Origin of the sequence: Cohnella sp. SGD-V74, assembly GCF_003001675.1 — a bacterium.
GTDB lineage: Bacteria > Bacillota > Bacilli > Paenibacillales > Paenibacillaceae > Cohnella.
The window spans coordinates 323,503-347,894 of sequence record NZ_PVYW01000005.1; the positions used below are offsets into that span (position 1 = coordinate 323,503).

20 protein-coding genes and 1 pseudogene are annotated in these 24,392 nt (G+C 51.3%); 16 read left to right on the top strand and 5 right to left on the bottom strand.

Translation table 11 applies throughout. The features are described 5' to 3' along the window. The first annotated feature begins 32 nt into the window (after window positions 1-32). The 11 genes and pseudogenes from tatA (at window position 33) to B0G52_RS10675 (ending at window position 13,430) form a co-directional block, all read left to right on the top strand. Window positions 33-233, top strand: coding sequence for a twin-arginine translocase TatA/TatE family subunit (gene tatA / locus B0G52_RS10625; protein WP_094043931.1), 201 nt, complete (start codon window positions 33-35; stop codon window positions 231-233). A 440-nt stretch (window positions 234-673) separates the two neighbouring features. Further along, window positions 674-3,064 (top strand): response regulator, encoded by a 2,391-nt coding sequence (locus B0G52_RS10630; protein ID WP_094043933.1) that lies wholly within the window; start codon window positions 674-676, stop codon window positions 3,062-3,064. Further along, a complete protein-coding gene (locus tag B0G52_RS10635; RefSeq protein ID WP_094043935.1) occupies window positions 3,064-3,435 on the top strand; it encodes a response regulator in 372 nt (123 codons plus the stop codon). The genes B0G52_RS10630 and B0G52_RS10635 overlap by 1 nt, the downstream gene beginning before the upstream one ends. An 18-nt stretch (window positions 3,436-3,453) precedes the next feature. Next, complete coding sequence (locus tag B0G52_RS10640) at window positions 3,454-4,509, top strand: HD-GYP domain-containing protein (protein ID WP_094043937.1); 1,056 nt, start codon at window positions 3,454-3,456, stop codon at window positions 4,507-4,509. 341 nt (window positions 4,510-4,850) lie between these two features. After that, window positions 4,851-5,369: an RNA polymerase sigma factor gene (locus tag B0G52_RS10645; protein ID WP_094043939.1), complete on the top strand. Its 519-nt coding sequence runs from the start codon at window positions 4,851-4,853 to the stop codon at window positions 5,367-5,369. Then, window positions 5,344-6,324: a hypothetical protein gene (locus B0G52_RS10650; protein WP_094043941.1), complete on the top strand. Its 981-nt coding sequence runs from the start codon at window positions 5,344-5,346 to the stop codon at window positions 6,322-6,324. The genes B0G52_RS10645 and B0G52_RS10650 overlap by 26 nt, the downstream gene beginning before the upstream one ends. A gap of 88 nt (window positions 6,325-6,412) precedes the next feature. Next, window positions 6,413-6,991: pseudogene (locus tag B0G52_RS10655) on the top strand (ABC transporter ATP-binding protein); the annotation flags it as partial. 206 nt (window positions 6,992-7,197) lie between these two features. Beyond that, window positions 7,198-8,541: a hypothetical protein gene (locus B0G52_RS10660; RefSeq protein ID WP_233162549.1), complete on the top strand. Its 1,344-nt coding sequence runs from the start codon at window positions 7,198-7,200 to the stop codon at window positions 8,539-8,541. Next, a complete protein-coding gene (locus B0G52_RS10665; RefSeq protein ID WP_094043943.1) occupies window positions 8,541-11,150 on the top strand; it encodes a helix-turn-helix domain-containing protein in 2,610 nt (869 codons plus the stop codon). Before B0G52_RS10660 ends, B0G52_RS10665 begins: the two co-directional genes overlap by 1 nt. Window positions 11,151-11,155: 5 nt before the next feature. Beyond that, window positions 11,156-12,808, top strand: coding sequence for a site-specific integrase (locus B0G52_RS10670; RefSeq protein WP_094043944.1), 1,653 nt, complete (start codon window positions 11,156-11,158; stop codon window positions 12,806-12,808). Continuing rightward, complete coding sequence (locus tag B0G52_RS10675) at window positions 12,792-13,430, top strand: hypothetical protein (protein WP_094043945.1); 639 nt, start codon at window positions 12,792-12,794, stop codon at window positions 13,428-13,430. Before B0G52_RS10670 ends, B0G52_RS10675 begins: the two co-directional genes overlap by 17 nt. Before the next feature lie 621 nt (window positions 13,431-14,051). Here B0G52_RS10675 and B0G52_RS10680 read toward each other — a convergent pair. Both B0G52_RS10680 and B0G52_RS10685 read right to left on the bottom strand, forming a co-directional pair. Continuing rightward, complete coding sequence (locus B0G52_RS10680; protein WP_094043946.1) at window positions 14,052-16,190, bottom strand: heavy metal translocating P-type ATPase; 2,139 nt, start codon at window positions 16,188-16,190, stop codon at window positions 14,052-14,054. Then, on the bottom strand, window positions 16,177-16,545 hold the full coding sequence (locus tag B0G52_RS10685; protein ID WP_094043947.1) for an ArsR/SmtB family transcription factor: 369 nt from the start codon (window positions 16,543-16,545) through the stop codon (window positions 16,177-16,179). Before B0G52_RS10685 ends, B0G52_RS10680 begins: the two co-directional genes overlap by 14 nt. Window positions 16,546-17,171: 626 nt before the next feature. On the opposite strand from B0G52_RS10685, the gene B0G52_RS10690 reads away from it, so the two are divergent. From B0G52_RS10690 to B0G52_RS10700, 3 genes are read left to right on the top strand one after another with little or no spacing between them, the layout of a single operon-like run. Continuing rightward, a complete protein-coding gene (locus B0G52_RS10690; RefSeq protein WP_369827038.1) occupies window positions 17,172-17,348 on the top strand; it encodes a hypothetical protein in 177 nt (58 codons plus the stop codon). Then, window positions 17,345-18,385 (top strand): ABC transporter permease, encoded by a 1,041-nt coding sequence (locus tag B0G52_RS10695; protein ID WP_094043948.1) that lies wholly within the window; start codon window positions 17,345-17,347, stop codon window positions 18,383-18,385. The genes B0G52_RS10690 and B0G52_RS10695 overlap by 4 nt, the downstream gene beginning before the upstream one ends. Window positions 18,386-18,400: 15 nt before the next feature. Further along, the gene (locus B0G52_RS10700) at window positions 18,401-19,060 is read left to right on the top strand and encodes a TetR/AcrR family transcriptional regulator (RefSeq protein ID WP_094043949.1); all 660 of its coding nucleotides are present in this window, start codon (window positions 18,401-18,403) and stop codon (window positions 19,058-19,060) included. Between the two features lie 82 nt (window positions 19,061-19,142). On the opposite strand, the gene B0G52_RS10705 is transcribed toward B0G52_RS10700, so the two are convergent. Genes B0G52_RS10705 through B0G52_RS10715 form a run of 3 tightly spaced genes read right to left on the bottom strand, consistent with a single transcriptional unit; the run spans window position 19,143 to window position 22,343 of the window. After that, window positions 19,143-20,186, bottom strand: coding sequence for an ABC transporter permease (locus B0G52_RS10705; protein ID WP_233162551.1), 1,044 nt, complete (start codon window positions 20,184-20,186; stop codon window positions 19,143-19,145). Beyond that, window positions 20,170-21,183 (bottom strand): ABC transporter ATP-binding protein, encoded by a 1,014-nt coding sequence (locus B0G52_RS10710; protein ID WP_094043950.1) that lies wholly within the window; start codon window positions 21,181-21,183, stop codon window positions 20,170-20,172. The genes B0G52_RS10705 and B0G52_RS10710 overlap by 17 nt, the downstream gene beginning before the upstream one ends. Window positions 21,184-21,185: 2 nt before the next feature. Further along, window positions 21,186-22,343 carry a COG1470 family protein gene (locus tag B0G52_RS10715; protein WP_094043951.1) on the bottom strand — a complete coding sequence of 386 codons (1,158 nt, stop codon included), beginning with the start codon at window positions 22,341-22,343 and terminating at the stop codon, window positions 21,186-21,188. A gap of 269 nt (window positions 22,344-22,612) precedes the next feature. On the opposite strand from B0G52_RS10715, the gene B0G52_RS10720 reads away from it, so the two are divergent. Together B0G52_RS10720 and B0G52_RS10725 are read left to right on the top strand one after the other, a co-directional pair. Next, window positions 22,613-23,224, top strand: a complete 612-nt coding sequence (locus B0G52_RS10720; protein ID WP_233162553.1) for an RNA polymerase sigma factor — start codon at window positions 22,613-22,615, stop codon at window positions 23,222-23,224. A 1-nt stretch (window position 23,225) separates the two neighbouring features. Next, window positions 23,226-24,038, top strand: coding sequence for an anti-sigma factor domain-containing protein (locus B0G52_RS10725; RefSeq protein WP_094043952.1), 813 nt, complete (start codon window positions 23,226-23,228; stop codon window positions 24,036-24,038). Window positions 24,039-24,392: the final 354 nt, after the last annotated feature.

The following is a 24,392-nucleotide window of genomic DNA, read 5'->3' on the forward strand; positions in this document are numbered from 1 at the left end:
GCGTCCATAGCGCGCAGGAGGGAGGTGTAGCCATGTTCAACAATATCGGAGTGTCGGGCTTGATCATCATTCTGGTCATCGCCCTGATCGTGTTCGGGCCAGCCAAGCTTCCGCAGCTCGGAAGAGCTTTCGGCGATACGCTGCGCGAGTTCAGAAACTCCACGAAAGGAATCGTGGACGACGAGCTTGCGGACAAACCGGCGGTCATCGAGATCGACAAGGCGAAAAGTTAGAGGCTGTGAGCAAACCGCCCGGCCCACGGAGCTTCGCATTGGATGTTAAAGTGCAACCGAACAATCATCGATGAAACGGGAATGTATCTCCGAAGCGCGGCAGGCGCTGGCTTCGCTTTCCGGCAGATACATTCCCCTTTTTTTGTCCCGGTCGACCGCTGTACAGAAATCTTTCAGATTTGCATAATAGAATAGATTGGGTTATTATGCCTATTGACTTCCGAGAGGTCGAACCGATTCGACAAAGCCGCCGAGCCGAATAGGCTCGAAATCGGTGAAAGGTCTTATTTGGCGAGCGAAAATCTGTAAGCCTTCTCGTATTTGTCGCCGGCGGGTCTTCAATCTGCCTCGAGCTTTACCGATGAGAGATACATAGAGCGTCGAGCTCCCGGGCCGCCGTTCTGTACTTATACTACTTCCAGTCAAAGGCAGGTTGATTCATGCAGCACGTTCACGGTTCCTACGACACCGCTCTCGTCGTTTTCTCTTACATCGTTGCGGTCGTCGCATCCTATACGGTATTGGATTTGGCGGGGCGCGTCAGCGAGTCGTCGGGCTTCAGCCGGGCCATGTGGCTGGTGTTCGGCGCGGCCGGGATGGGCATGGGCATCTGGTCGATGCATTTCGTCGGGATGATGGCTTTTAAGCTGGACGTCCCCGTAGCCTACGATCTTACGCTGGTCCTCGTCTCCGTCTTCGTGGCCATTATCGCCTCGTACGTCGCTTTATCGGTCGTCGGCAAGAATCAGCCGACGAAGGGGAACCTGCTCGGCGGAGGGCTGCTGCTGGCCGTCGGCATCTCGGCGATGCACTATATCGGGATGGCGGCCATGCTGATCGACATTACGTACGATCCGCTCATGTTCGCGCTATCGATATTGATCGCCGTCGTCGCGTCGATCGCCGCGCTGTGGCTCGCGTTTTATTTTCGCAAGGAGAGCGGCAAGGGAGAAGTGTGGAAGAAGCTGGGCAGCGGCCTCATTATGGGCGGAGCGATCGTCGGCATGCATTATACGGGCATGTTCGCCGCGAGCTTCCATATCGGCACCCGTTCGGAGATCGCCTCCGGCATGCTGCTCGATCAGAAGTGGCTCGCTTATTTTATATCGGGCGGCACCTTGTTTACCCTCGGCCTTTCGCTGCTCGGGATCTTCGTGTCGAAGCGATTCTCGCGCAAAGATTCGGAGATCGAATTGAAGTCGCGGGAAATCTATCTGAAAAATCAGGAGCTTCAGCGGTTGAACGACCATTTGGAGGAGCTCGTCCGCGAGCGTACGGCTCAGCTGGAGAAGGCGCACGACGAAGCGATCCAGGCGAACCGGATCAAGAGCCAGTTTCTGGCCAATATGAGCCATGAGCTCAGAACGCCGCTGAACGCCATAATCGGTTACAGCGAGATGCTCGTCGAAGAAGCGGAAGAGCTCGGCGAGCCGGCTTTCGCCGCCGATCTGGAGAAGATCAGCAAGTCGGGCAAGCATCTGCTGGCGCTGATCAACGACATTCTCGACATCTCCAAGATCGAGGCCGGGAAAATGGACGTCTATCTGGAAACGTGCGACCTCGGAAGCGTCCTCCAAGAAGTGATGTCCACGGTCAAGCCGCTGATCGAGAGCAACGGCAACCGGCTCGAGACGAAGTGGGAAGACGCCGTCATGACGACGGACGTCACGAAGCTGAGGCAAATTATGCTTAATCTGCTCAGCAACGCCGCCAAGTTCACCCGCGACGGCGCGATTCGAATCGAAGGACGTCTAATGGAGAAAAAGGGGACGAGCGGCTATTCGATTCGCGTGGCGGACTCCGGCATCGGGATGACGGACGAGCAGATCGGCAAGCTGTTCCAGCCGTTCACCCAGGCGGATTCCTCCACGACGCGCAAATACGGGGGGACGGGACTCGGGCTGACAATTACGCAGCGCTTCTGCGAACTGCTGGGCGGAGACATCTCGGTGGAGAGCCGGACCGGAGAAGGCAGCTCATTCACTTGCTGGCTCCCGCTTGGGCAGGTCGGAGAGGTTCAAGGGACGGGGCCGCAAGCGGAGAAGCCGCCGACTTCGCAGCTCGGTTCCGAATTCGCCGCAGGCGAGAAAGTCAGCATCTTGCTGATCGACGACGAACCGGTCAACCGGCAGCTGATGCGCAATTATTTGGCCGACGAAGGCTGGACGCTGGCGTTCGCGGAGAACGGGGCGGAAGGACTGCTGATGACGAGGCAGCTGAAGCCGAAGCTGATCTGCCTGGATATTCTGATGCCGAGCATGGACGGGTGGAGCGTGCTGTCGGAATTGAAGAGCGATCCCGAACTGCGGGACATTCCCGTCGTTATCCTCTCGATGACGGACGACAAGCCGCTCGGCTACTCGCTCGGCGCTTCCGAGTTTCTGACGAAGCCCCTGGAGCGGGAACAGCTCGTCGCGGTCATCGACAAGTACTTGCCGGATACGGAGGAGCGTACCGTGCTCGTCGTCGAAGACGACGTCACGACGAGCGAGATGATGGTCAAGCTGCTCGGCAAGGACGGCTACTCCGTCGCGACGGCGGGCAACGGCAGACTTGCGCTGGAGAAGCTGGCGTTCGAGAAGCCGGGATTGATTTTGCTGGATCTGATGATGCCGGAGATGGACGGCTATCAGTTTCTGGCGGAGCTGAGGAAGAGGGAAGAATGGAGCTCCATCCCGGTCGTCGTCGTGACGGCCAAGTCGATGGCGGCGGAAGAGAGCTTGCGGCTTAACGGCTATGTCAAAGGAGTGCTGCAAAAAGGCTCGTTCGAGCCCAAGCAGCTGCTGGCGGAAGTTCGCCGATACATGAACGAGAAACGGGAGGTGAGCTAATGCACACGATTCTTCTGGTGGAGGACAACGAATTGAACCGCGACATGTTATCCAGAAGGCTCGTTCGCAAAGGGTACCGCGTCTTGACGGCCGAAGACGGGCGCGAAGGAGTCGAGCTTGCGTCCTCGGCGCTTCCCGACCTCGTGCTCATGGATATGAGCCTGCCGGTCCTGGATGGCTGGGAGGCGACGCGGATGCTGAAGAGCGATCCCCGAACGCGTTCCGTTCCGGTGATCGCGCTGACGGCCCATGCCATGTCCGGCGACGAGAAGAAAGCCTACGAGGCCGGATGCGACGACTTCGATACGAAGCCGGTCGATCTCCCGCGGCTGCTCGGCAAGATCGAAGCGGCCCTGCTCAAGACAGAATAGAATGGAGTGCGTGCGCCGATGGACGCCAGCATAGACGCGAAAATATTGATCGTCGACGATCAGGAATACAACGTAAGCCTATTGGAGCGCATTTTGACCCGCGCGGGATTCCGCCGCATTCACAGCACGCTCGATCCGCACGAGGTGCAGCGCATGGTCGCCGAAGTCGAGCCCGACATCGTCCTTCTCGACTTGCACATGCCCGGCATAGACGGTTTGGAGGTGCTGAAGAGGATACGCGAGCAGGTCGGGCAAGAGAATTACTTGCCGGTTCTCATGCTGACCGCGGACACGACGGCGGAAGTGAAGCAGCAGGGGCTTCAGGCCGGAGTCAACGATTTCCTGGCCAAGCCGTACGATCGGACGGAGGTCGTACTGCGTATCCGCAACCTGCTTAAGACGAGGGAGCTGCACTTGCAATTGCAGCACCACAACCGGACGCTGGAGGACAAAGTCCAGGAACGGACGATGGAGCTCAGCCAGGCCAAGCTGGAGATGATGCTGCTGCTCGGCCGGGCGGCGGAGTACCGCGACGACATGACCGGGCAGCATACGCAGAGAGTCGGCGAGCTGTCGGCCTTGATCGCCGAGCGGCTCGGCTTGCCGGAGAAGGACGTCGACCTGATCCGCAAGGCGGCTCCGCTGCACGATATCGGCAAGATCGGCATCCCGGACGAAATTTTGCTTAAGCCCGGCCGCTTCGAGCCTCAAGAATTCGAGCGGATGAAAACCCACACGACGATCGGCGCCGACATTCTCGAAGGCAGCTATTTCAATATTTTGCAGCTGGCTCGCGTTATCGCGCTGTCCCACCACGAGAAATGGGACGGCTCGGGGTATCCCCAAGGCTTGGCCGGAGAGGAAATCCCGATCGAAGCGAGAATCGTCGCTCTGGCCGACTTCTACGACGCGCTTACGCACGAGCGCCCGTACAAGAGGGCATGGACGCCGGAGGAGACGATGGAGGAGATTGCCCGCCAGCGGGGAGCCCACTTCGATCCGCAAGTCGTCGACGCCTTCGAGGCGTTGTTCCGGGAACGCGATTTTCATCAACTGATTGAATTGTCATCCTAGGGCGTGTATGCATACACGCCCTAGCACTGGGGCTGTCTCATAAGTTAATAGAGCCGTACCGAACGATTATCGATGGATGCAAGGCAATGGGCATCTATCTCCTTCCGATGCTGTACGACCCTGAAATTTGGAATGGATAGACCCGTAACAGGGTCATTTCAGGATCGTATGAGGCAGTCTCCAGGAGATAGATGCCCTTCTCTTTTATCGATAATCTTGTATGTACGTCTCTGCTTATGGGACAGTTCCATTTATATCTGTAAGGAAATCGCGCCTCGCGCGTCTAATATAGGAGTAAAGCGCAAACAAGAGGGGAGGGGACCGTCGTCGACAATTCCGCAATCGAGCAATGGTTTCTGGCCTACGGCTCGGATGTTCATCGCTTTCTCGCGTATTACACCGGGAGGAATCAGGTCGAGGATCTGGTGCAGGACGTCTTCGTCAAGGCGCTGCAAGGAAGCCGGGATTTCCAAGGGCGGGCGAGCCCGAAAACATGGCTGTTCTCGATCGCGCGGAGGGTCGCGATCGACGCGGAGAGGAAGAGGCGGCGAAGCTTGCTGCTGCCGTCGCGGCTGTTTGGCGAACGCGAAGCTTCCGCGGCGACGCCCGAGGAGATGGCGATTCATCGCCAGGACGTTGCGGACGTATACCGCGCGGTCATGAAGCTGAAGAGATCGTACAGAGACGTGCTGCTTCTGCGCGTCATGCAGCAGCTGTCGTCGGCCGAGACGGCGGAGGTGCTCGGATGGACTTCCGCCCGGGTCGATGTAACGCTGCATCGGGCGATTCGCCAAGCGAGAAGCATTCACGAAGCGCTGGAAGGAGGCGCGGATTATGCGCAAACAACCGAACGGGGATAGTTGGATCGAGCTGCTGAAGGAGCTGCCCGCCAAGCCGCTTGATCCGACCGCCGAGCAGGAAATTTTGCGGACTTTAAGACAGGCGGGAGCATCTTCGGGAAGGGAGGTCAGGGTCAGGGGCAGGGGCAGGGGAGCGCTGCGGCTGTCGCTGCTCGCCATTGTCGCCGCTGCCGCGTTGATTGTCGTCGCGTCGTTATCGGGAATCATCGAACGGGCGGACGGAGGCAGATGGGGCGCGGCTTTGTTCGGTTCCCGTCCCGCAGGCCACGCCGCGGAAATCAGCCCGCTGTTCGATCTGCTGGACAAGGATGGGAAAGTCGTCTATCCGGACCGGCTGAGAGGAATCGAAGGGAAAATCGCTTTTAGCGAATATCCGGGAGGCTTCGTCGCGAATTCGGGAACGACGGTGTCCAAAGTGTTCTGGTACTTATGGGGGGACCGGCAAAGGCTGAACGGGGCGTATCTTGTTGCCAAAGCGGTCAGCCTCGATACCGGCAAGAAGTTCGCGCTCAACGAAACGAGGCTGAACGGTCCGATTTACGGCGCGGATGCGAATGCCGTCACGCGCTTCAACCCGTTTCCGAGTAAAGGCGCATGGCGCATCGACGTCGAGCTGGACGGGGAGCCGTACGGTTCGATCTTCATCCGGGTGAAGGACGAATACATTCATACGGAATCTTCCAGCTTCCTTGTCTCCAAGGATGATGCGGAGACGGGCGCGACGGAGACGTCGCTCATCGTCCAAGGGCACGATATGCCGGAGACGCTCGATGTGATCGTTCAGCCAGCGGACGTTTCCGGACAGGCGAGGAAGCTGACTTTTCTCAGGGCGCAGGAATATATTCAGGGCATGGAGCCCGTCACCCATTATTCGGGCAGCCTTGAATTCGACGCTCCCGGGAAGTGGCGAATCGAAGTGCTCGGCGAGAAAACGACGGTGGAGGTGCGGCCTTAGCCGCAACCTCCGGTTGACATCCGGCCTTGTCCTGAACTAAAATGTGAGTAAATACTCACTTTTATTTCAAGAGACGGAGGTTGCGGCCATGGGCATAGCCGTGCAGGTCGACCGGGTCAGCAAGAGCTACGGGAAGAAGACGGTGCTCCAAGACGTTACGCTGCAGATGCGGCAAGGGCAGATTTACGGCCTGATCGGGCCGTCGGGAGCGGGCAAGACGACGCTGGTCAAAATGCTGGTCGGCATGGAACGCGCGGATACGGGCAAGGTGAACGTGCTGGGCGAAGCAATGCCGAATCTGAAGCTGCTGCAGGATATCGGCTACATGGCGCAGTCCGACGCTCTCTACACGGAGTTGACGGGAGAGGAAAATTTGACGTTCTTCGCCTCCTTGTTCAAGCTGGGCAAGGAAGCGAAGAGAGAGCGAATCGCGTACGCGTCCGAGCTCGTTAACCTGTCCGGAGAGCTGGGCAAGAGAGTGGCGGCCTACTCGGGAGGCATGAAGCGGAGACTGTCGCTCGCCGTCGCCTTGATTCAGAATCCGCGCCTGCTTATTCTCGACGAGCCGACGGTCGGCATCGATCCCTCGCTCAGGGTGTCAATCTGGAACGAGCTGCTGCGGTTGAAAGAGGAAGAAGGCAAGACGATCGTCGTTACGACGCACGTTTATCTAAAATAAATCGCACATCATAATATTGCACATCATCATATATAAAACGTGATCACAAACCTTTATGTTCAAAGGTTTTTTTGTTTTGTTCAGATTTTTTAATGCACAACACTATTCTTTGTGTTAACATTTAACTTCTGTGATATCTCGAAATATTAGATTTCATTATTGCACAGATTGATAGTGTTATGGAGGGGATTTGGATGAACGATAAATCTCACATTGCAGAAATTATTCAATTAAAGAATGATAATATCCGTTTTGTGCTAGTCCCTGTGTGGTTAGAGTGGATGCGCAGACGCGATGGCAATATTATCGAAAAGCAAGTTGCAGCAATTGGTTTAAAAGACGTTTCAAAGGGCATTCATACCATCCACGGTTTATCCGCTTTTATATTAGGGGAAGGCGGCAGATGGAGATCCAAAAAGTACAATACACAACGGAAGCATGTAAACAATATCATTCAGTTTTTAAACTACCTAATAAAGAACAAGAAGAGATTAAAACTTACCAAACTGTCTGACCTTACCATACAAATAGGCACTGACTTTCTATCCGACTTAAGTTTCAAAAAGCAAGAAGTACAGACAGAGGAAGGAATTGTTGAGAAGGAAATAAGCGTCAACAAGAAAACAGTATTAAGCATCGGTAGAACACTTACTTATTTCTATATATGGTTGCATAATAACGAACTACTTCCTAATGTTGATGGAGAGTTACTGCAGGAATTCAAACGTAAAAACCATCATAACGGCGAGTATTATTATGAATCTATTTTCGATCCGATTTACCCCTCTGAAAAAGCTAGAAAGTTAGAACACTGCTTCCCTATCAAATACCTACCATTGCTTTTGGAGGTTGCCATCATTAAAACAAATCCTATCACGTTAGGATTATATCTTCAGCTATTCGGAGGATTGCGTGTTTCCGAAGTCGTCAATATTAAACGAACTCAATTTGCCAGAACCGTTAATAAGGGTGATTTCTTGTTAAACATCGAATCGAGGAACATGAGGACAGATTTGAAAGGAAGCTCTGGAGGAGGATATGCCAAGAAACAAAGAAGACAACTTATTATTCAAATCAAAGATTGGGGAGATATCCTGTATAGACAACATTTGGATCTATACAAAGAGTCAAACAACTTGTCAGATTACATCCCTAAGGGAGCCCTATTTGTAAACTCCCAAGGAAGAGCATTATCAGAACCCAGCTATCGTTATTATTTCAAAAAACTTAAACAGGAGTTTTGTGATCACTTATTTAAGCACGGAGATGCTGATGAAAAGTTGGTAGCTAATCATCTTCGAATCATAGATTGGAATACTCATATCGGAAGAGGAACATTTACAAACATGATTACTGAACAAACCGACAACATCGCAGAAATTGCTTTTATAAGAGGCGATTCCAATCTAATGTCAAGTCTACCCTACTTGGCCAAGACGACAAGAGCAAGAGATCGAGTTGAAAGAAACATTTCAATAACTCATGAAGATTATGTGCCCAGTTTAATCAATAAACAAACTTCCCAAAGGAGGACATAATGTATTTCACGCCAGGTCAATTACGTAAGTTTTTCAAAGAAAAAGGTTATATCGTGGGAGAAAAAGCGGCATGTAGCATGATGAAGAATCACCCTCATGTCATCACGGATCCCAATATCTTGATTCCAAAAGAACATGCACAAGAGCTTGTAGAACAATACCTATTAATCCCCGAAGGCTATATACTGGCTACTGAGGCTCTTAAAGTCTACAACATCGCGGAGAGTAAGATTAATTCATTAACGGAAGCTGGTAAATTAAACAAATGTTTTCGTCTTCTTAATGGATTTTGGAGAGTCTATGTCGATTCCACCAAACTCGACGAACTACAAAAAGATTTCATCACTTACCAGCAACTACACGAGCACATCCAAACCCTCGGATTCAAGACTACCTCTGAGTTTATTAGAAACGTAATGAACACTCATCCTAAGGTAATAAAAAGCGAGAATAACAAACAAAATTTACTACACAAGGACGATGTGATAGATATTATCAATTGGATAATACCACCCGCCGGATACTTACCCGTAGACGAAGCTTGTAAACACACAGGGCTTAATAAAAACTTAATCCAAGCACTAATAAAAGACAAAGTGATCAATACATTTATCCCGAAACACGGGGTACAGAGAACATTTGTTGATCCACAACAACTGCAAGAAGTATCAGATCGGGAAGCAAATTATTATTCAGTGCCTGATGCAGCATTATTATTAGGCACATCTCGCACCCACGTATATAAACTCATTCAAGATGACGTTCTCAAGAACTTTAAACTCGATAAAGTAAAACAAACAAGAAAATATTTCCTTGATAAGAACGAAATTCATCAATTGCAAGTTGAATATTCAAAAAACGAAAATGAAGTTCAAAAACCGTTTAATAAAGCCAGTTTCATCAAACAATTTAGCGACGAGATATCAGATAAACCTATCACAATCGAACTCCGTTTGAACAAGGAATTATTCTCCAAATTCACCATTCAAATTCTGAATGATTTAAATGATCGAGAAACGAGTCTACAGAACAGAAAATGGGAGTTGGGTAATACATTTGATAAAGCAATTACCCATTTGCCAAGTTTGATTCATACACTGAGCAAAGATTTCCTTGTTGCTATGATAGATGACGAACAGATTCCTTATTACGTAAAACAAGATTTCATGAGATTTTACAAGTATGCGTGTAGAACGCAGCGCACAACCCCACACAAGGTCTATATAACAAGAAACAGAACGAAAAGCACAATAAGCGAATCCAATGAGGATGAAATATATCCACCTGCGATATACGGTCAGTTTTACACTCATGCCAAAAAGGTAGATCTCCATATTCAACATGCCATTCAACAGAGGACGTATGCTAATATGTGGCTGTTCTCGACTTTGCTACTAACCGATATGTGGAGAGCAACGGATCTATTTTACGAAATTCCGCGTATCGACATAGACATACTGAATATTCCTGATTACTCATGGTTCAAATCAGAAAAATTGAATCAAAACCAGGTCCAGCTTGTAATAGATCAATTACGTTTATCGTTGAATTTTGCGAATGTAGGAAAAACAGGTGCCGAATTGCTTTTTTTAATGATTCCCGAATTGGAAGAAGCCATCGCAACTGCTGCCGTCATATGCGAATTACACAGCAGGGATGTCCCAAGCAGTAACGTGCTTCAGAAAAGCTTTCTGCTAGGCACATTCTTTGAGGGAATCACGCCTGAGAAATTAAAAACTAGTTCTTCAGGAAGAGCAGTTCATAAGAAATACTTCGCAACAGACGAATTATTAAAGCGAACCAAATTCAGCTCTCACAAACTATGTAAAAGCACCATGACATATGTTTATTTTTACGTAAGCGAAAAAGGTGAAGCCGGGGATATTGATACCCGTAATCAAGCGGAAAAGCTTCTATCGCAAGGGCGTTCACATCAGCATGGAAACTCCGTGATCCCTTATGTAGTCTTTTCAAATAAAGACGGATCCATGGATACCGTATCTATCAACTTATTCAGACGTGGTCATTTTGGATGGTTGTATAACACAATGGTTTCGCACGTTGAAAGTAGTTTATCCATTCAGCAAAGCATGGAAAAAAGAACCGATTCGATCGAAGAATTAAGAGATGAATTTTCTTTGCGCGAACTAGAAGATTGGGCGGAAGGCATACTTCAAAATAAAAAAAGCAATGAATTTGTGGTACTCCGACTCATGAAAATGTCAAGAGATGAATTAATAGAAGAGGTCGTAAAAATCTACAAATGCGAAAAACCAAGCCGTGACGGTCTAGGTCAATGTTTCGCGTTTCCTGATTGCCACTTCACTAAACGTTCCTCATGCATTGGTTGTCCTGAGTTCATCCCTCAGTATCAATTACTCAAGGAAGCACATTCTGAATTCTTACGGCTAACAGATAGCATTAGAAACAACGTTTCTGAAGCTCTCCGATCGAGGGACTCCATGTTTTTGTATCGTCTTTATATTGTTATTGGAGAAGCGGTAAATGCATTCGGTAGCGAGAAGGTCAATGCATATATTTCCTTAGAAACAATATCGAATGAGTGGCATGAAGTGAAACAATATCTCGAAATACCAAAGAAGGTGTAATATATATGGAGTTAAAGCAAGTGATCAATTCTAGCGGAACATTAAAAACTATTTTGATCGAAGATGTGGTGTTCCAGTCCGATGAAATCTCTAAGTATAAAGAAATTTTTGATAGTTTAAAAGCACTAGGAATCATTGAACACGGTGATTTTAGTGATCGACACTGGTACACTTTTGACGAGATAAAAAATGTGATTGTCCCCTTACGATTCGAACTAGATGTTTACGCTGAATTACAAATATCACTCAAATGTTTCATTGCTAGCCAACTGGCCATGTCAAAAGCATCGAGCACTGTAAAAATGACTCTAGAAAGTTTAAAAACAATCATTCTTGAAACAAACGGCTTTAAAATCGATAAACTCAACTCTTTTTTATCTCAATTGGAGATTTCATCACCTGGACAAGCATACCGATATAGTCGCCACATAATAAACTATTTGAATTTCTACCCTATAAAAAATAGAGATATCTTCTTAGAACGCTGCTACACGATTTCTCGAATAGACACAAAAAACAGAGATTTACCTGAACTAAATGATATTATCGAATTCGACAGGATCGTAAATGATTATTTTCGAAGAACACCCATAGAAGATCATTTGATGTTTAAACCCATCCAAATTTTCTGGGTTGTTACAAACATCATCCCTTTGCGACCGTCCGAATTCACCTTACTAAAAACAAATTGTTTAGAGACCAAGAACGGAAACTATTATATTGAGGTTCCAAGAATTAAAAACGGTGAGGGCGAAGCTGTCCATTACCAAAGCATTCAAATCACTGAGGATATCTATTTCTTTATTCAAGAGTTTATCCTTCGCCAAAAGCAACTGGGTATCGAATCAGCCTATCTTTGTTCTTTGGAATTTCACGAACGTTCTTATGAACCAAGTTGGCCGCGCAAAGTTACTGATGGATCTGAATCATTTCAAGATAGAGTAACATCCACTCAACTTCATGGTTTACTCAAAAGATTCTATAAACAAGTCGTTGAAGGCATGTACAGTGAGTACGCCTCCATGCAAATAATACCTGCTCACACTAGACATTTTGCGATTATCAATATGTTCCTCCAAGGTTATAACATGCTTTCCATTGCAAGAATGGCTGGTCATTTAGACTTAAAAACCCAGGATAATTATTACAGTCATGCAAAAACATTTGCACAATCGCATGTATATAATTTATTGCGTACCGGCATGGGTGAGAAAATGGGAGAAAATATCCCTAACGGTATATTTGGTTGGAGACAAAAACTTCGAGATAAGTCGGCGCGATTCATCAGGTATTCACATGAGGAACTCAATGAAAAATACCGCAAAGTAACGTATGGATACTGCAAGAGTGAAAACTTCCCTTACGATTGCGTAGAAGATTGCCGTGTTTGTCTCACTAATTTCATCTTCAAGCCAAGACTAGATGAAGAACGCCAAGCCGGAACCTGGTTAGAGAGTTACTCCAAAGAATTGAAACAAAAGATCGACACAACACTCGATTTGATGATCAGTACAAGTAAGAGCCTAAGTAAGCTATCTAACCCAATTACCGAAACCTCTTTCTCAAACGCTTCAAGACAACTACAGCAATACATGGACCACAAATTATTAGTAGACTTAAAGATTAGTGAAGGTGATTATGATGGCAGGGAAGTCTAATTTCACAGATGAACAGCTCATGGATTTAGCTGATGAAATCAAAGCAAAATACAAAGGTAAAGAATTAACTCCTTCCTTATTAGAACGAGAAACCGGGATCGGTCGCATGACGTGGAAGAGGCGTATTGACGATTACCTCAGAGAGTTAAACAAACCCCTGGTTCGAGATATGGGAACGAATACGGATGATATGATTTTATTCCCCAGTATTGAGGCCATTTTCACCAGGCACGGATATGACGTAGAGAGTCATGTCAAGTTAGTTAATGCTCTTCATGAACTAGAGTTGTTGATACAAGATCTTTATAAAGAGAAACAACAATACAAGGAACAAATGAAGAAATATGAACAAATAAAAGATTCGTTTGAAGAACAAAACAAAAAAATACAAGACTTAAAAAGTCAGAAATCACATTACGAAAACCTATACAACAAGCTCGTAGTCTCTAGTTTAGAACCCCATTTACGCAAAGAAATGGGCATATCTTCTGATATCATCAACTTCAACGAAAACAAGAAATTTTATGAAAAACTTGATTCTTTAGAAAAAAACTTTCCTAAACCAGAGGAAAGCTTTTCACAAAAAAAGATCAAGGAATTGGAAGACGAGTACAGTTTCTAGTATGTTAACAGCACCGATTGATCACTAAATAAACCATTCGCGCACCCTCCTCGAAGGAGAATCCCTTAGATTTCGCAAACGATGGGATAACAAAACAAGTAAAGGAGCTCTTGTATGACTAAAACTGATATTTTACAGCCAGTCCTTTGATGGAATTGAAGAGATGGAAGCATACATCGAGAATCTCCGTAAAGAAATCCAAAGACTTCAACAAGAAAGAGATGCTTTTAAACAAGGAAATCTAACGTTGTACCGAGCACTAACAAACCCTGATTTTTAACGCCACCCTCGGGGTCCCTTAAATCTGCGAAGTCTTCAAGTCTCATTGCTACAGACAGGGTTGTCAACTTTTTAATTAACTTGCTATTTCGTACTGCAATCAGTGAAATACCAATAGACAAAAAAGGAGCTATGGTTTATTTGCCTAGCTCCTTCCTGCTATTTCAAGAGTTTCAAGATTAGCAGGCGCGTGTTCCAGTCCGATTGTAAAGGAAAACAGATATGCTGGTTGTCCTATTCGAGTGGCTTTGAAGGCAGGTAAGCGTTGTGAGGACTGATTAAACGAACGGGCAGGATACTTCAAACCGACAACATATCTTGGGAATGAAAAGAACCGCCTTATCAGCGATTCTCATTCTGATTCTTTATTTTCAGGAGCCGTAGGCTATTGAGCGTTACAAGTAATGTTGCTCCCATATCAGCTAAGATGGCTAGCCACAAAGTCAACCACCCAGGAACGATAAGCACAAGCGCAAGCAGTTTAATCCCTAAGGAAAAAGCGACGTTTTGCTTGATAATCGCCAGCGCTTTTTGGCTGAGTCGAATCGTATATGGCAGCTTGCGTAAATCGTCGGCCATTAAGGCTATGTCAGCCGTCTCTAACGCCGTATCGGTACCTGCGCCACCCATAGCGATACCGACCGTTGAGGCAGCAAGAGCAGGCGCATCATTTACTCCATCTCCAACCATTGCCACGCTGGAATAACTCTTCCTAAGCTGCTTGATATATTCAAGCTTATCTTGCGGAAGCAGCTCGGCTTTGACTTCGGCAACACCAACATGCTTACCTATGGCATCAGCGGTTGCTTGGTTATCGCCTGTAAGCATAATGGTCTTTTGAACCCCGATTGAATGGAGCTCCTCGATAACGGCTTTGCTCGAATCGCGAACCGCATCTGCCACAGCGATTAGGGAGATAATATCTTGATTCGTACCCAGAACCATGACCGTTTTACCTTGGGTTTGTAGTGCAAGGATATTCTCTCGCATCGTATCCGAAACGTTGGAATGCAGCTCTTCGAACAGATTTGGACTTCCAATGTAATAGAGTTCACCCCGTACCGAAGCTTTCACCCCTTTACCAGTGATCGACTGGAAATCGTCCACCGAAAGCGAAAGATCAGCACCCACTTGCTCCGCTTTGCGGACAATAGACGACGCTAAAGGATGCTGCGACCCTTTTTCAATAACTGCAGCAATCGAAAGCAGTTCAAGCTCACTACGTCCACCGAAAACGGAAATGTCCGTAACTTCAGGAAATCCTTTGGTTAACGTACCGGTTTTATCAAAGGCAACTGCTGTGATTCGTCCTGCCTCTTCGAGATGAATACCGCCTTTGATGAGGACACCGTTCTTAGCCGCATTCCCTATCGCCGTCACTATGGAAATTGGTGTTGAGATGACCAGTGCACAAGGGCAGCCGACCACAAGTAGAGATAGCCCTCGGTAAATCCAGTCGCCCCAGTCCGCCCCAAACAGTGGTGGAATGACGGCAATACCAACGGCAATAGCCATGATTGCTGGCGTATAGTACTTTGCAAAACGGTCAACAAACGCCTGTGAAGGTGCACGTTCAGCTTGTGCTTCTTCAACTAGATGAATGATTTTCGAGATTGTCGTGTCTTCAACTCGCTTCGTTACTTTAACTTCAAGTAGTCCTTCTTCGTTTAGCGTACCAGCAAAAACTTCGTCGTCGATGGTTTTTGTGACTGGTACCGATTCTCCCGTGATAGCCGCCTGATTGATCGTGGACGTTCCCTTTACCACCATGCCGTCCATCGCTAGCTTCTGTCCGGGTTTTACGATCATGATGTCGCCCACCTGAATAGCATCCACATCCACCATGAGTTCAGTGGAGCCGCGCCGTACAAGCGCTTCTTTAGGCGCAATGTCCATAAGCGAGCGGATGGACTGGCGAGCTTTATGCATAGAATAGCGTTCTAAGGCCTCACTGATCGCAAACAACACAACAACGATAGCGCCCTCGCTCCACTCTCCAATAGCAGCGGCTCCAATAATGGCGACCGTCATCAACGTGTTCATATCAAATTGCAGCCTGAATAAATTCTTTATTCCTTTTAGAAATAACTCATAGCCACCGATAATAATGGCTGCGCCAAACATCAATGCTGGGATAAGGTCTTCTTCTCCATAAACCGAACTTAGAAGATATCCCGAGGCCATAAGCAACACCGAAACGATTACGTTCCAATTCTCTTTCCACAAAGGTTCCCTTTTTTCGATAATCCGCTGCTTTTCGGGTGTAACCTTTAAGTTTTCGAATGCACCAGCCTTTTCAAGATCGTCAACTGTAGTTTGCCCAAAAACAGTAATTTTTGAAGCTCCGAAGTTAACCTGCGCATCTGCCACACCGGGTAGAGCTTTTACGTTATTTTCAAATTTGCCTGCGCAATTTGTACAAGTAAAGCCCTGTACGCGATAAACCTGCTTTTCGTTGTTATCAGTTTCAGTTTGTTGCATATGATATCAGCTCCTTACTGTGGGTTGAAGCCAGTTGGACAAGCAGACGAACGTGTTCATCTTCTAAGGAATAAAATGCCAACTTTCCTTCCTTGCGATATTTAGCTAATCCAAGTTGCTTCAGTGACCGAAGATGATGTGATGCAGTTGCCAATGAAGAGCCGATAATATTGGCAACATCGCAGACACATAGTTCGTCCTCCTGACATAAAGCAAAAGCAATTTTCATTCGGGTCTCATCCGCCAATACCTTAAACATCTTGGCCATTCCCGTAATATCCTCTTGCTGAATGGCATCCTGCACTCTACGTACTTTGGGTTCATCATAACAATAAACTTCGCAATTATCTTTCATACCGGACCTCCCTATAATCAAATATTCGTTTGATTATTATCAACATACCACATCAATATTATTCAGTCAAACGTATATTTGATTGTTAGGGTGTATTAAACTATCTGGGAACGTTAGTTAAATGACAACAGCGGCACTATAAGACTTTATTTATCAAGTCTTATAGTGCCGCTGCTATTATTAATGGATCAATCTAAAACTTGTTTTTTAAAAGCTGAAGATTCTTCAATTAAAAAACCGCGCTAAATCAACGACTCCAAACTAATACTTTATTTTCACCTAACAGTTGGGTACATAACTAATATTTTTGGACCCATCATCGTTTCTGCAAAACCTTTATATATTATCTCAATATCTTCAATCCACCGGGGTATTGAATCCACATTTTCTCCACCTAACAGAATAAAGTATATAAGCTAGTCATGCCAAAAGACAGATCATTTAAATTCAATCAACACTTTAAACTGCATAAGGAACCCCTTAACATTAAAAAGAGTTTACTCACGGATGTTGTGCAATTTTATTATGTGCGTTTTTTCAATTGTGCAATTCTTGATTATGTGCAACGATTGAATTGGTGTTGCGCCTATATCCCAGAAGACTTCGTAAAACGAAACGTCCATCTTGTGCGTCGCTTATTTTTAGATATCCACGTCATGGACGAAGCGGCCAGATGCGATTATCTCGCGATGGTTCGCGACGGGCGCATCCTTACTTCGGGAACGCCGCGCGAGCTTATGGCTCAGTACGATACGGACAATCTGGAGAGCGTGTTTCTGGCGGCGGGAGGTTCGAGCCGATGAGGACGAGAGCGCTGATCGCCAGAATCTGCCGCCAGATGATCCGGGACAAAAGGACGCTGGCGCTGCTCCTTGCCGCGCCGCTGCTTGTATTAACTCTGATGTATTATATACTGAACGGAGGAGAGGCGGACAATCCGAGAATCGGCATCGTTCAGGAGGACGCAGCCCTTGCGGGCATGCTGCAGCAGGCCGGAATCGACCCTATGCTGGTGTCCGAAGCTTCCGCCGCAACGATCGAGCGTCACAAGCTGGACGGCGTCCTGACGTTCGAAGACGGCCGCCCCGCGCTGCTGCTGGAGAACGCGGATCCGGCGCAGGCGAAAGCGCTGCGGATGAAAATCTCGCAGATCGCGGCCTTCCAAACGCTGGACGGACTCGGACTTCCGGTCTCGGCTTCTCCCGGCATCGAGACGAGCTACGTCTACGGCGGAGAAGAATCGTCCTTTTTCGATGTGCTTAGTCCGATTCTCGTCGGGTTCTTCGTCTTCTTTTTCGTATTCCTCATCTCCGGAATCGGACTGCTGAGGGAACGCACGACCGGCACGCTGGAGCGGCTGATGTCCACGCCGATCCGCAGGGGAGAGGTGCTGACCGGCTATTTGGCCGGATACGGCATTTTCGCCGTCGTTCAGACGATCATCGTCGTCATGTACGCCGTGAATGTGCTCGACATTCCGCTGGCGGGCTCGATCTGGAACGTGCTGCTCATCAATTTGCTGGTCGCGCTCGTGGCGCTGTCGCTCGGCATTTTGCTGTCCACGTTCGCTTCGTCGGAGTTTCAGATGGTGCAGTTTATCCCGGTTGTCGTCATTCCCCAAGTGTTCTTCGCGGGCATTCTGCCGCTTGACGGCATGGCCAATTGGCTGCAAATATTAGGAAAGATCATGCCCCTGTATTACGCGGGCGACGCGCTGACCGGCGTCATGTACCGGGGTGAAGGCATCGGGGACATTGTGCCCAACCTGCTCTTCCTGGTTGCGTTCGCCTGCCTCTTTATCGAACTGAACATACGGGCGCTTAAGAAATATCGAAAATAAAGAAGGAATGAGAACATGTCGTCCGACAATATTCTGGATCGCATGCTGGCTTCCGCCAAGCAGTCCAAGAAGGAGACCGCCAGGCAGCAGCGCATTTTGCAGAGCGCTGTCGCGCTGTTCGCGGAGAAAGGCTACGCCAACACGTCGACGAGCGAGATCGCCAAGCACTCGGGAGTCGCCGAAGGGACGATCTTCCGCCATTACGGCACGAAGGAAAACCTGCTGCTGGCGGTGATCGTGCCTTTTCTGAAGGAGTCGCTCCCGGCGATGGCCCAGGAGGTGTTCGAGGAGGTCAATCCCGCGAAGCAAGCGGGATTCGACCATTTTCTTCGGGCGCTGTTTTTGAACCGGCTGCGGTTTTTCCGGGAGAACAAGGAGATTTTCCGCGTCGTCGTCAAAGAGTTCGTCTACCGGGACGAGCTGCGCAACGAGCTGATGGCGCATATCCAGCGCGATATCGTCGTCTACATGTTCAGGGCGATGGATTATTTCAAGGCGAAGGGTGATTTGCCCGATCTGCCCAACGAGCGGCTGCTGAAGCTGATCTTCCCGTACGTGTTCAGCCAGTTCGTCATTCGTTTCGCGCTGGCTTCCGAAGAGCCTCCGGTCAGCGACGAGGAGGAGGCCGAGTCGGTCGTCAGGTTCGTGCTGCGGGGAATCGAAGGATACCGGTAACGGAGCGGGGAAAAGAGAAGGGCAGTTCAAGAGGGAACCTGGCTGACGGGTTGTTGTCTTGAACTGCCCTTTGTTGCACAAATCAGGAACGAGAGCGAATTTCCTGCCGCATGAACAGCAGATAGGTGGCGGCGAACGACAGCGAGGTCTCGGCGATCAGAGCGACGATGTGCGGCCATACGAGCAGCGTGCTCTGGCCGAAGGACAGCGGCGACGAGATCGCGAGATACGCCTGCTCCTGAGTCACGAACGGATTAAGCGTGCGCACGTCCGGCAGCAGCAGCGTGGACGCCGCCTCCTGGAACAGCTGGGCGGGGGAAATCCGGGACAGCAGCGTAAGCAGGTTTTGCGCGTCCATATACCCTTGCACGTCGCTCGGATCGCTTGGCATCAGCGCGTTGCCGACCAGGTTGACGATCATGCCGTAGAACACGAGGAAGAAAATCCACACCGCGATGCCGCTGAGCGCGGAGGTGGCCGCCTGCTTGAATCTCACCGAGAACAGGAGAGACAGGTTAAGCCACAGCCCTACGTAGACCGTCGTGATCAGCAGCATGACGATAACGCGCCCGAACTCCTCCGGAGTCGGCGGATACCCGATCGTGATCAGCCCCGTGCCCATGACGAGGAAGCCGAGCGAGAAGACGACGACGGCGATCAGCAGCAGTCCGGCGACGAACTTGGCGACGAGGAAATCGTCGCGATGCACCGGCTGCGACATGACGCGGCTCAGCGTGCCTTTGCTCCGCTCCGAATTGACCGCGTCGAAGCCGATGGCGATGCCGATCAGCGGAGCAAGGAAAGAGAGGAACGTCAGGAAGTTCGGCAGGCCGTTCGACGATACGGTAAACATGCTCAGAAACAGGAAGTTGGCGTCACCGCCGACCGTCTGCGCTCCGTCTTTAAGCGCCGTGACGGCCGTGTACAGCGAACCGATGCAGGCCAGGGTGACGATGCCGAGCAGGATGACGAACCTCCAGCTGCGGATATGATCCCCGAACTCCTTCTGCACCATAACCCAGAACGGGCTTGTAGCGCGCGTCTCGCGTATGGCGATGAAGGGCGCATCCGTATTTCGCGATGTCTTGCCCAGCGCGCCCCGCCATTTGTTAACCCAAGCGCTCACGCTTCTCGCCTCCTTCGAAATAACGGTGGTAGATGTCGTCCAGTCCGTACCGGAGAGGGCGCAAGCCGAACAGGGACGCGCCGGAGGAGATGGCGGCTTGCGCCAGTTCCGCGGTGACGTCCGACGTGCCGGACACGGCGACGGTTACGATGCCCGCGCCTTGCTGCGCGCCTTCCGCCGGTTCCGCGCCGTCTTTGAGCTGCACGTCCGTGACGCCTTCGACGCCGCGCAGCGCCGTTAAGAGCGACTCGCTCCACGGGGAGACGTCCAGCTCGATGCGATACGCCGGCGAACCGTCGAGCTGTCGGGACAGCGTATCGATGTCCCCCGAAGCGATCAGCTTGCCTTGGACGAACAGGCCGACGCGATCGCAAATTTGCTGCACCTGATGCAGGTGGTGGGACGACAGCAGCACGGTGAGCCCTTCGTTGCGGCTCAGGTCGCGAATGAGCGCCAGCAGCTCGCGCACCCCCTCGGGGTCGATGCCGAGCGTCGGCTCGTCGAGAATGATTACCCGCGGGTTTTTGATCAGCACGTCCGCCAGACCGAGCCTTTGACGCATTCCCCGCGAGAACGTGCCGGTCCGCTTGTGCGCGGCTTCCGCCAGCCCGACGCGCTCGAGCAGCGTCATCGCCCGGCTCTTCGCCTCCGGTTCGGGAATGCGGTTCAGCCTTGCCGTGTAGACGAGATTGTCCAGCGCCGAGCGGTCCTCGTAGAACCCGACGTCGTCCGGCATGTAGCCGACTTTCCGCTTGACCTGCATCGGGTTGCGGGTCGCGTCGACTCCGCATACGATCGCTTCGCCCGACACAGGCTCCGTCAAGCCCAGCATCATCAGAATGGTCGTCGTCTTGCCGGCGCCGTTGGGGCCGAGCAGACCGAAAATTTCGCCCGGATAGATGTTCAGGTTCAGACGGTCGACAGCGGTAAACTCTCCATACGTTTTCGACAGGTTTTTAAGCTGAATGACCGGTTCCGCCGCTTCGATCGTAGTCACGTTTACCGCCTCCCGTATTTCCGGAACAGACCGTAAATGCCGGCCGCCACGACAAGGACGATCAGCACGCCGATCCAGCCCCACAGCATCGACGTTTCAACAGTGACGCGGAACATGGCGGAAGCCGTTTTCTCCGGAGAGCTGGCGGTCAGATTGGCGACGTAATCGCCGGCCAGCGCTTTGTCGGAAGCTTTGACGGTGGCCGTGACCGGAACGGATTGGCCTGCCGCGACGGAACGGATCGTCTTCGGCTCGAACGTCACTTCCCAGTTGGCGGGAAGCTGCCCGCTCAAGCTGACGTCGGTAATTTCGGCAGAGCCCGTATTTTTGACGACGAGCTCCAGATTGCGCGTCTTGCCGGCGGTAATGTCGGCGCTGAGCCGCTCGTCGGCCGTCGTGAGCTCAAGGCCGTACGATCCGGTAATGGCGGCTTCCACCTGCGCCTGCGCCGATGTGCTTCCGCTTGCGGCGTGGACGACGATCGGATACGTATCGGCGGGAGCGCTCTGGGCGGGAGTGACGTCCAGGCTGATCGATTTCGAGCTGCCCGGCTCGACGTCGACGGACGTGACGTTGCTTCCGCTCACGGAGAACCGGACGTACCAGCCGGCGGGCGCTTCCGAGGTCAGCGCGTATTGCTGCTTGGAAGCGGTGCGGTTGTCGAGCGTCAGGCTGTACGTGAACTTGGAGTCCGCATGGCCTTCGCGGTTAGGCTGGTCGACGGACAGTTCGGACTTGTAGGAGCCTTGCTCCGCCACGTTCACCTTGATCGGAAGCGAGCCGAATTCGCCGGCGTTCAGCTTGAACGAATAGTCGCCTTTGTTCACTTCCAGCGGCACGGTCAGGCTCAGGCTGAGCATCTGGGACTCCCCGGGCTTCACCGAGATTTGCCGGACGCGGTTGCCGCCGGCCGTCAGCTCGTAAGTCCAGCCGAGACTCCCGGTGTCGAACGAGACGTCGGCCGTCCGGATTTCGTCGGAATCGTTGATGACGTCGATCGAATAGTTGAGCTTCTCGCCCGGCGATACCGACAAGTACGTGTACGGCGTGAACAGCTTCAGCAGCGGGGCCGCCGCGGCGAGCGACGCGCCTCCCAGCAGAGCGCCCAGCAGCAGCGTTAGGACGAGCGCTCCGGATAACGGTTTGGTCAGTTTCTTCATGACAACAATTCCCCCTCGACTCCAAAAAAGTGATTTTCACCCCTACTACGCGCGACCTCCGCGAACGGATTTAGCCGAAAGTTAAAAAATTGCTTAGAAGAAGCTTAAAGGAACATAAAAAAATGCCGGGCCGGTTTTCTCGCCGCTTTCTTTTTGATATTTTAGTGTCGAAAAGAACCTGTCTGAAGGCGGCAAAGCCGTCCCTTTCGGAATGCAATGGGCTTCCTTGGCATTGGTTCAATCTATACAGGTGCGGAGGTGCGATGAACATGGGCACGATCCCTGACCGGTCGGGGCGCGAGGATCTGTTCGAGCAGTTTGCGCTCATGCGGGAAGGCTCGATGGAGGCGTTCGACCGCTTCTATCGGCAAGCGGCCCCTTTCGTAATGGGAATCGCCGGCAAGCTGCTCGGCGGAGACCGGATGGAAACCGAAGACGTCTGCCACGATGTGCTGTTGACCGTCATTTCGCAGCCGGAGAAATATTGCCCGGAGAGGGGCTCGGTGGAAGCGTGGCTGGCGGTGCTGACGAAAAGCCGGTGTATGGACCGGCTGCGCAAGCGCCGGCGGATCGTGCTGGAGCAGCGCGAGGCGCCGTTCGAGCGACGGCTGGCTTGGGCGGGAGAGACAGCGCTTCCGGAGCAGCGCGTGCTGGCCAAAATGGAAGGGGAGGCGCTCCGGCAGGCGCTGGCCGAGCTGGACGGCGAGCAGAGGCGAACGCTGTCCGAGGTGTATTACGGCGAACGCACGCGCACGGAGCTGGCGGAAGCTTGGCGAGTTCCCGTCGGGACGGTCAAGTCGCGCGTGCGATACGGTTTGAACCATCTGCACAAGGCGATGGAGCGGCTCGGCTGGTCGAGCGGGCCGAAAGGAGGGGGCTAAGATGATGGGCAGAGATTGCGGCATCCCGGACGAACGCTGGATCGACTACCATCTCGGCAAGCTGGGCAGAGCCTCCTCCGAAGCGCTGGAGCGGCACGCGGAGAGCTGTTCCGTCTGCCGCAGCTGCTGCAAGCGCTGGGCGGATCTGCTCGGAACGGCGGCGGAGAGTGCGGACGAAGGCATTGGCGTTCAAGCGGTGGCAGCCGATCGCGCGGAGGAGCCGGCGGCTTCGGCGATGTACCGTTCGCTGCGGCGGCGGATGGCGGTGCGGGCTTTCTTGCGCCGGGCGAAGCGAAGACCGGGCAGGCTGGCGGCCGCTTGCGTCTGCGCGGCGCTGCTCGCGACGGCCTCGGTCGGGTTGCTCCGATACCCGGCAGCTTCCGAGCAACCGGCCGCGGCCCTCGAAGCGGAGCACTACGCGCGGATGCACGTGCCGGAAGGGGCGAGGCTGATGGAGCTCCCGGGCACCCGCGTCATCTCCGCGCCGGATATGGCCGCGTGGCCGTCGTCGCCGTCCTCGATCAAGCCGCGGCGAAGTCTGACGGTCTGGATCAACGCCGATACGGAGGAGTTGTTCGTGCTGATGGAAGGCGTGCTTGCATCCGACGCGAGCGACGTGCAGGCGTGGGCGGACAGCAGAAGCCGGCTTTCGAATCTGGGCCTGCTGGAGTTCCACAGCGGACAGGGGCATTTGTACTCGCGCTTTCGGGAGATGGCCGCGCTGGAGGCTCTGCGCTTTACGATCGAGCCGAAGGGCGGCAGCGATCTTCCGACAACTCCGGACAGCGCGCATGTTCGGCTGGCGAGCGAATGAGCGGCGAATCGCGGAAACGGCAATGAAGTTAAGGATGCATCTTCTTTCGGGGATGCGTCCTTTTCTTTCTGTCGCTGCCCGATTCGCATGCAGGAGCAAACGAAGGACGATGTTCTAAAGAATCGACTAACGTGTCCCCAATCGCGCTCGAACGGAGGACGATGTTCTAAAGAATCGACTAACGTGTCCCGAATCGCGCTCAAATGGAGAGCGATGTTCTAAAGAATCGACTAACGTGCCCCCAATCGCGCTCGAACGGAGGACGATGTTCTAAAGAATCGACTAACGTGTCCCCAATCGCGCTCGAACGGAGGACGATGTTCTAAAGAATCGACTAACGTGTCCCCAATCGCG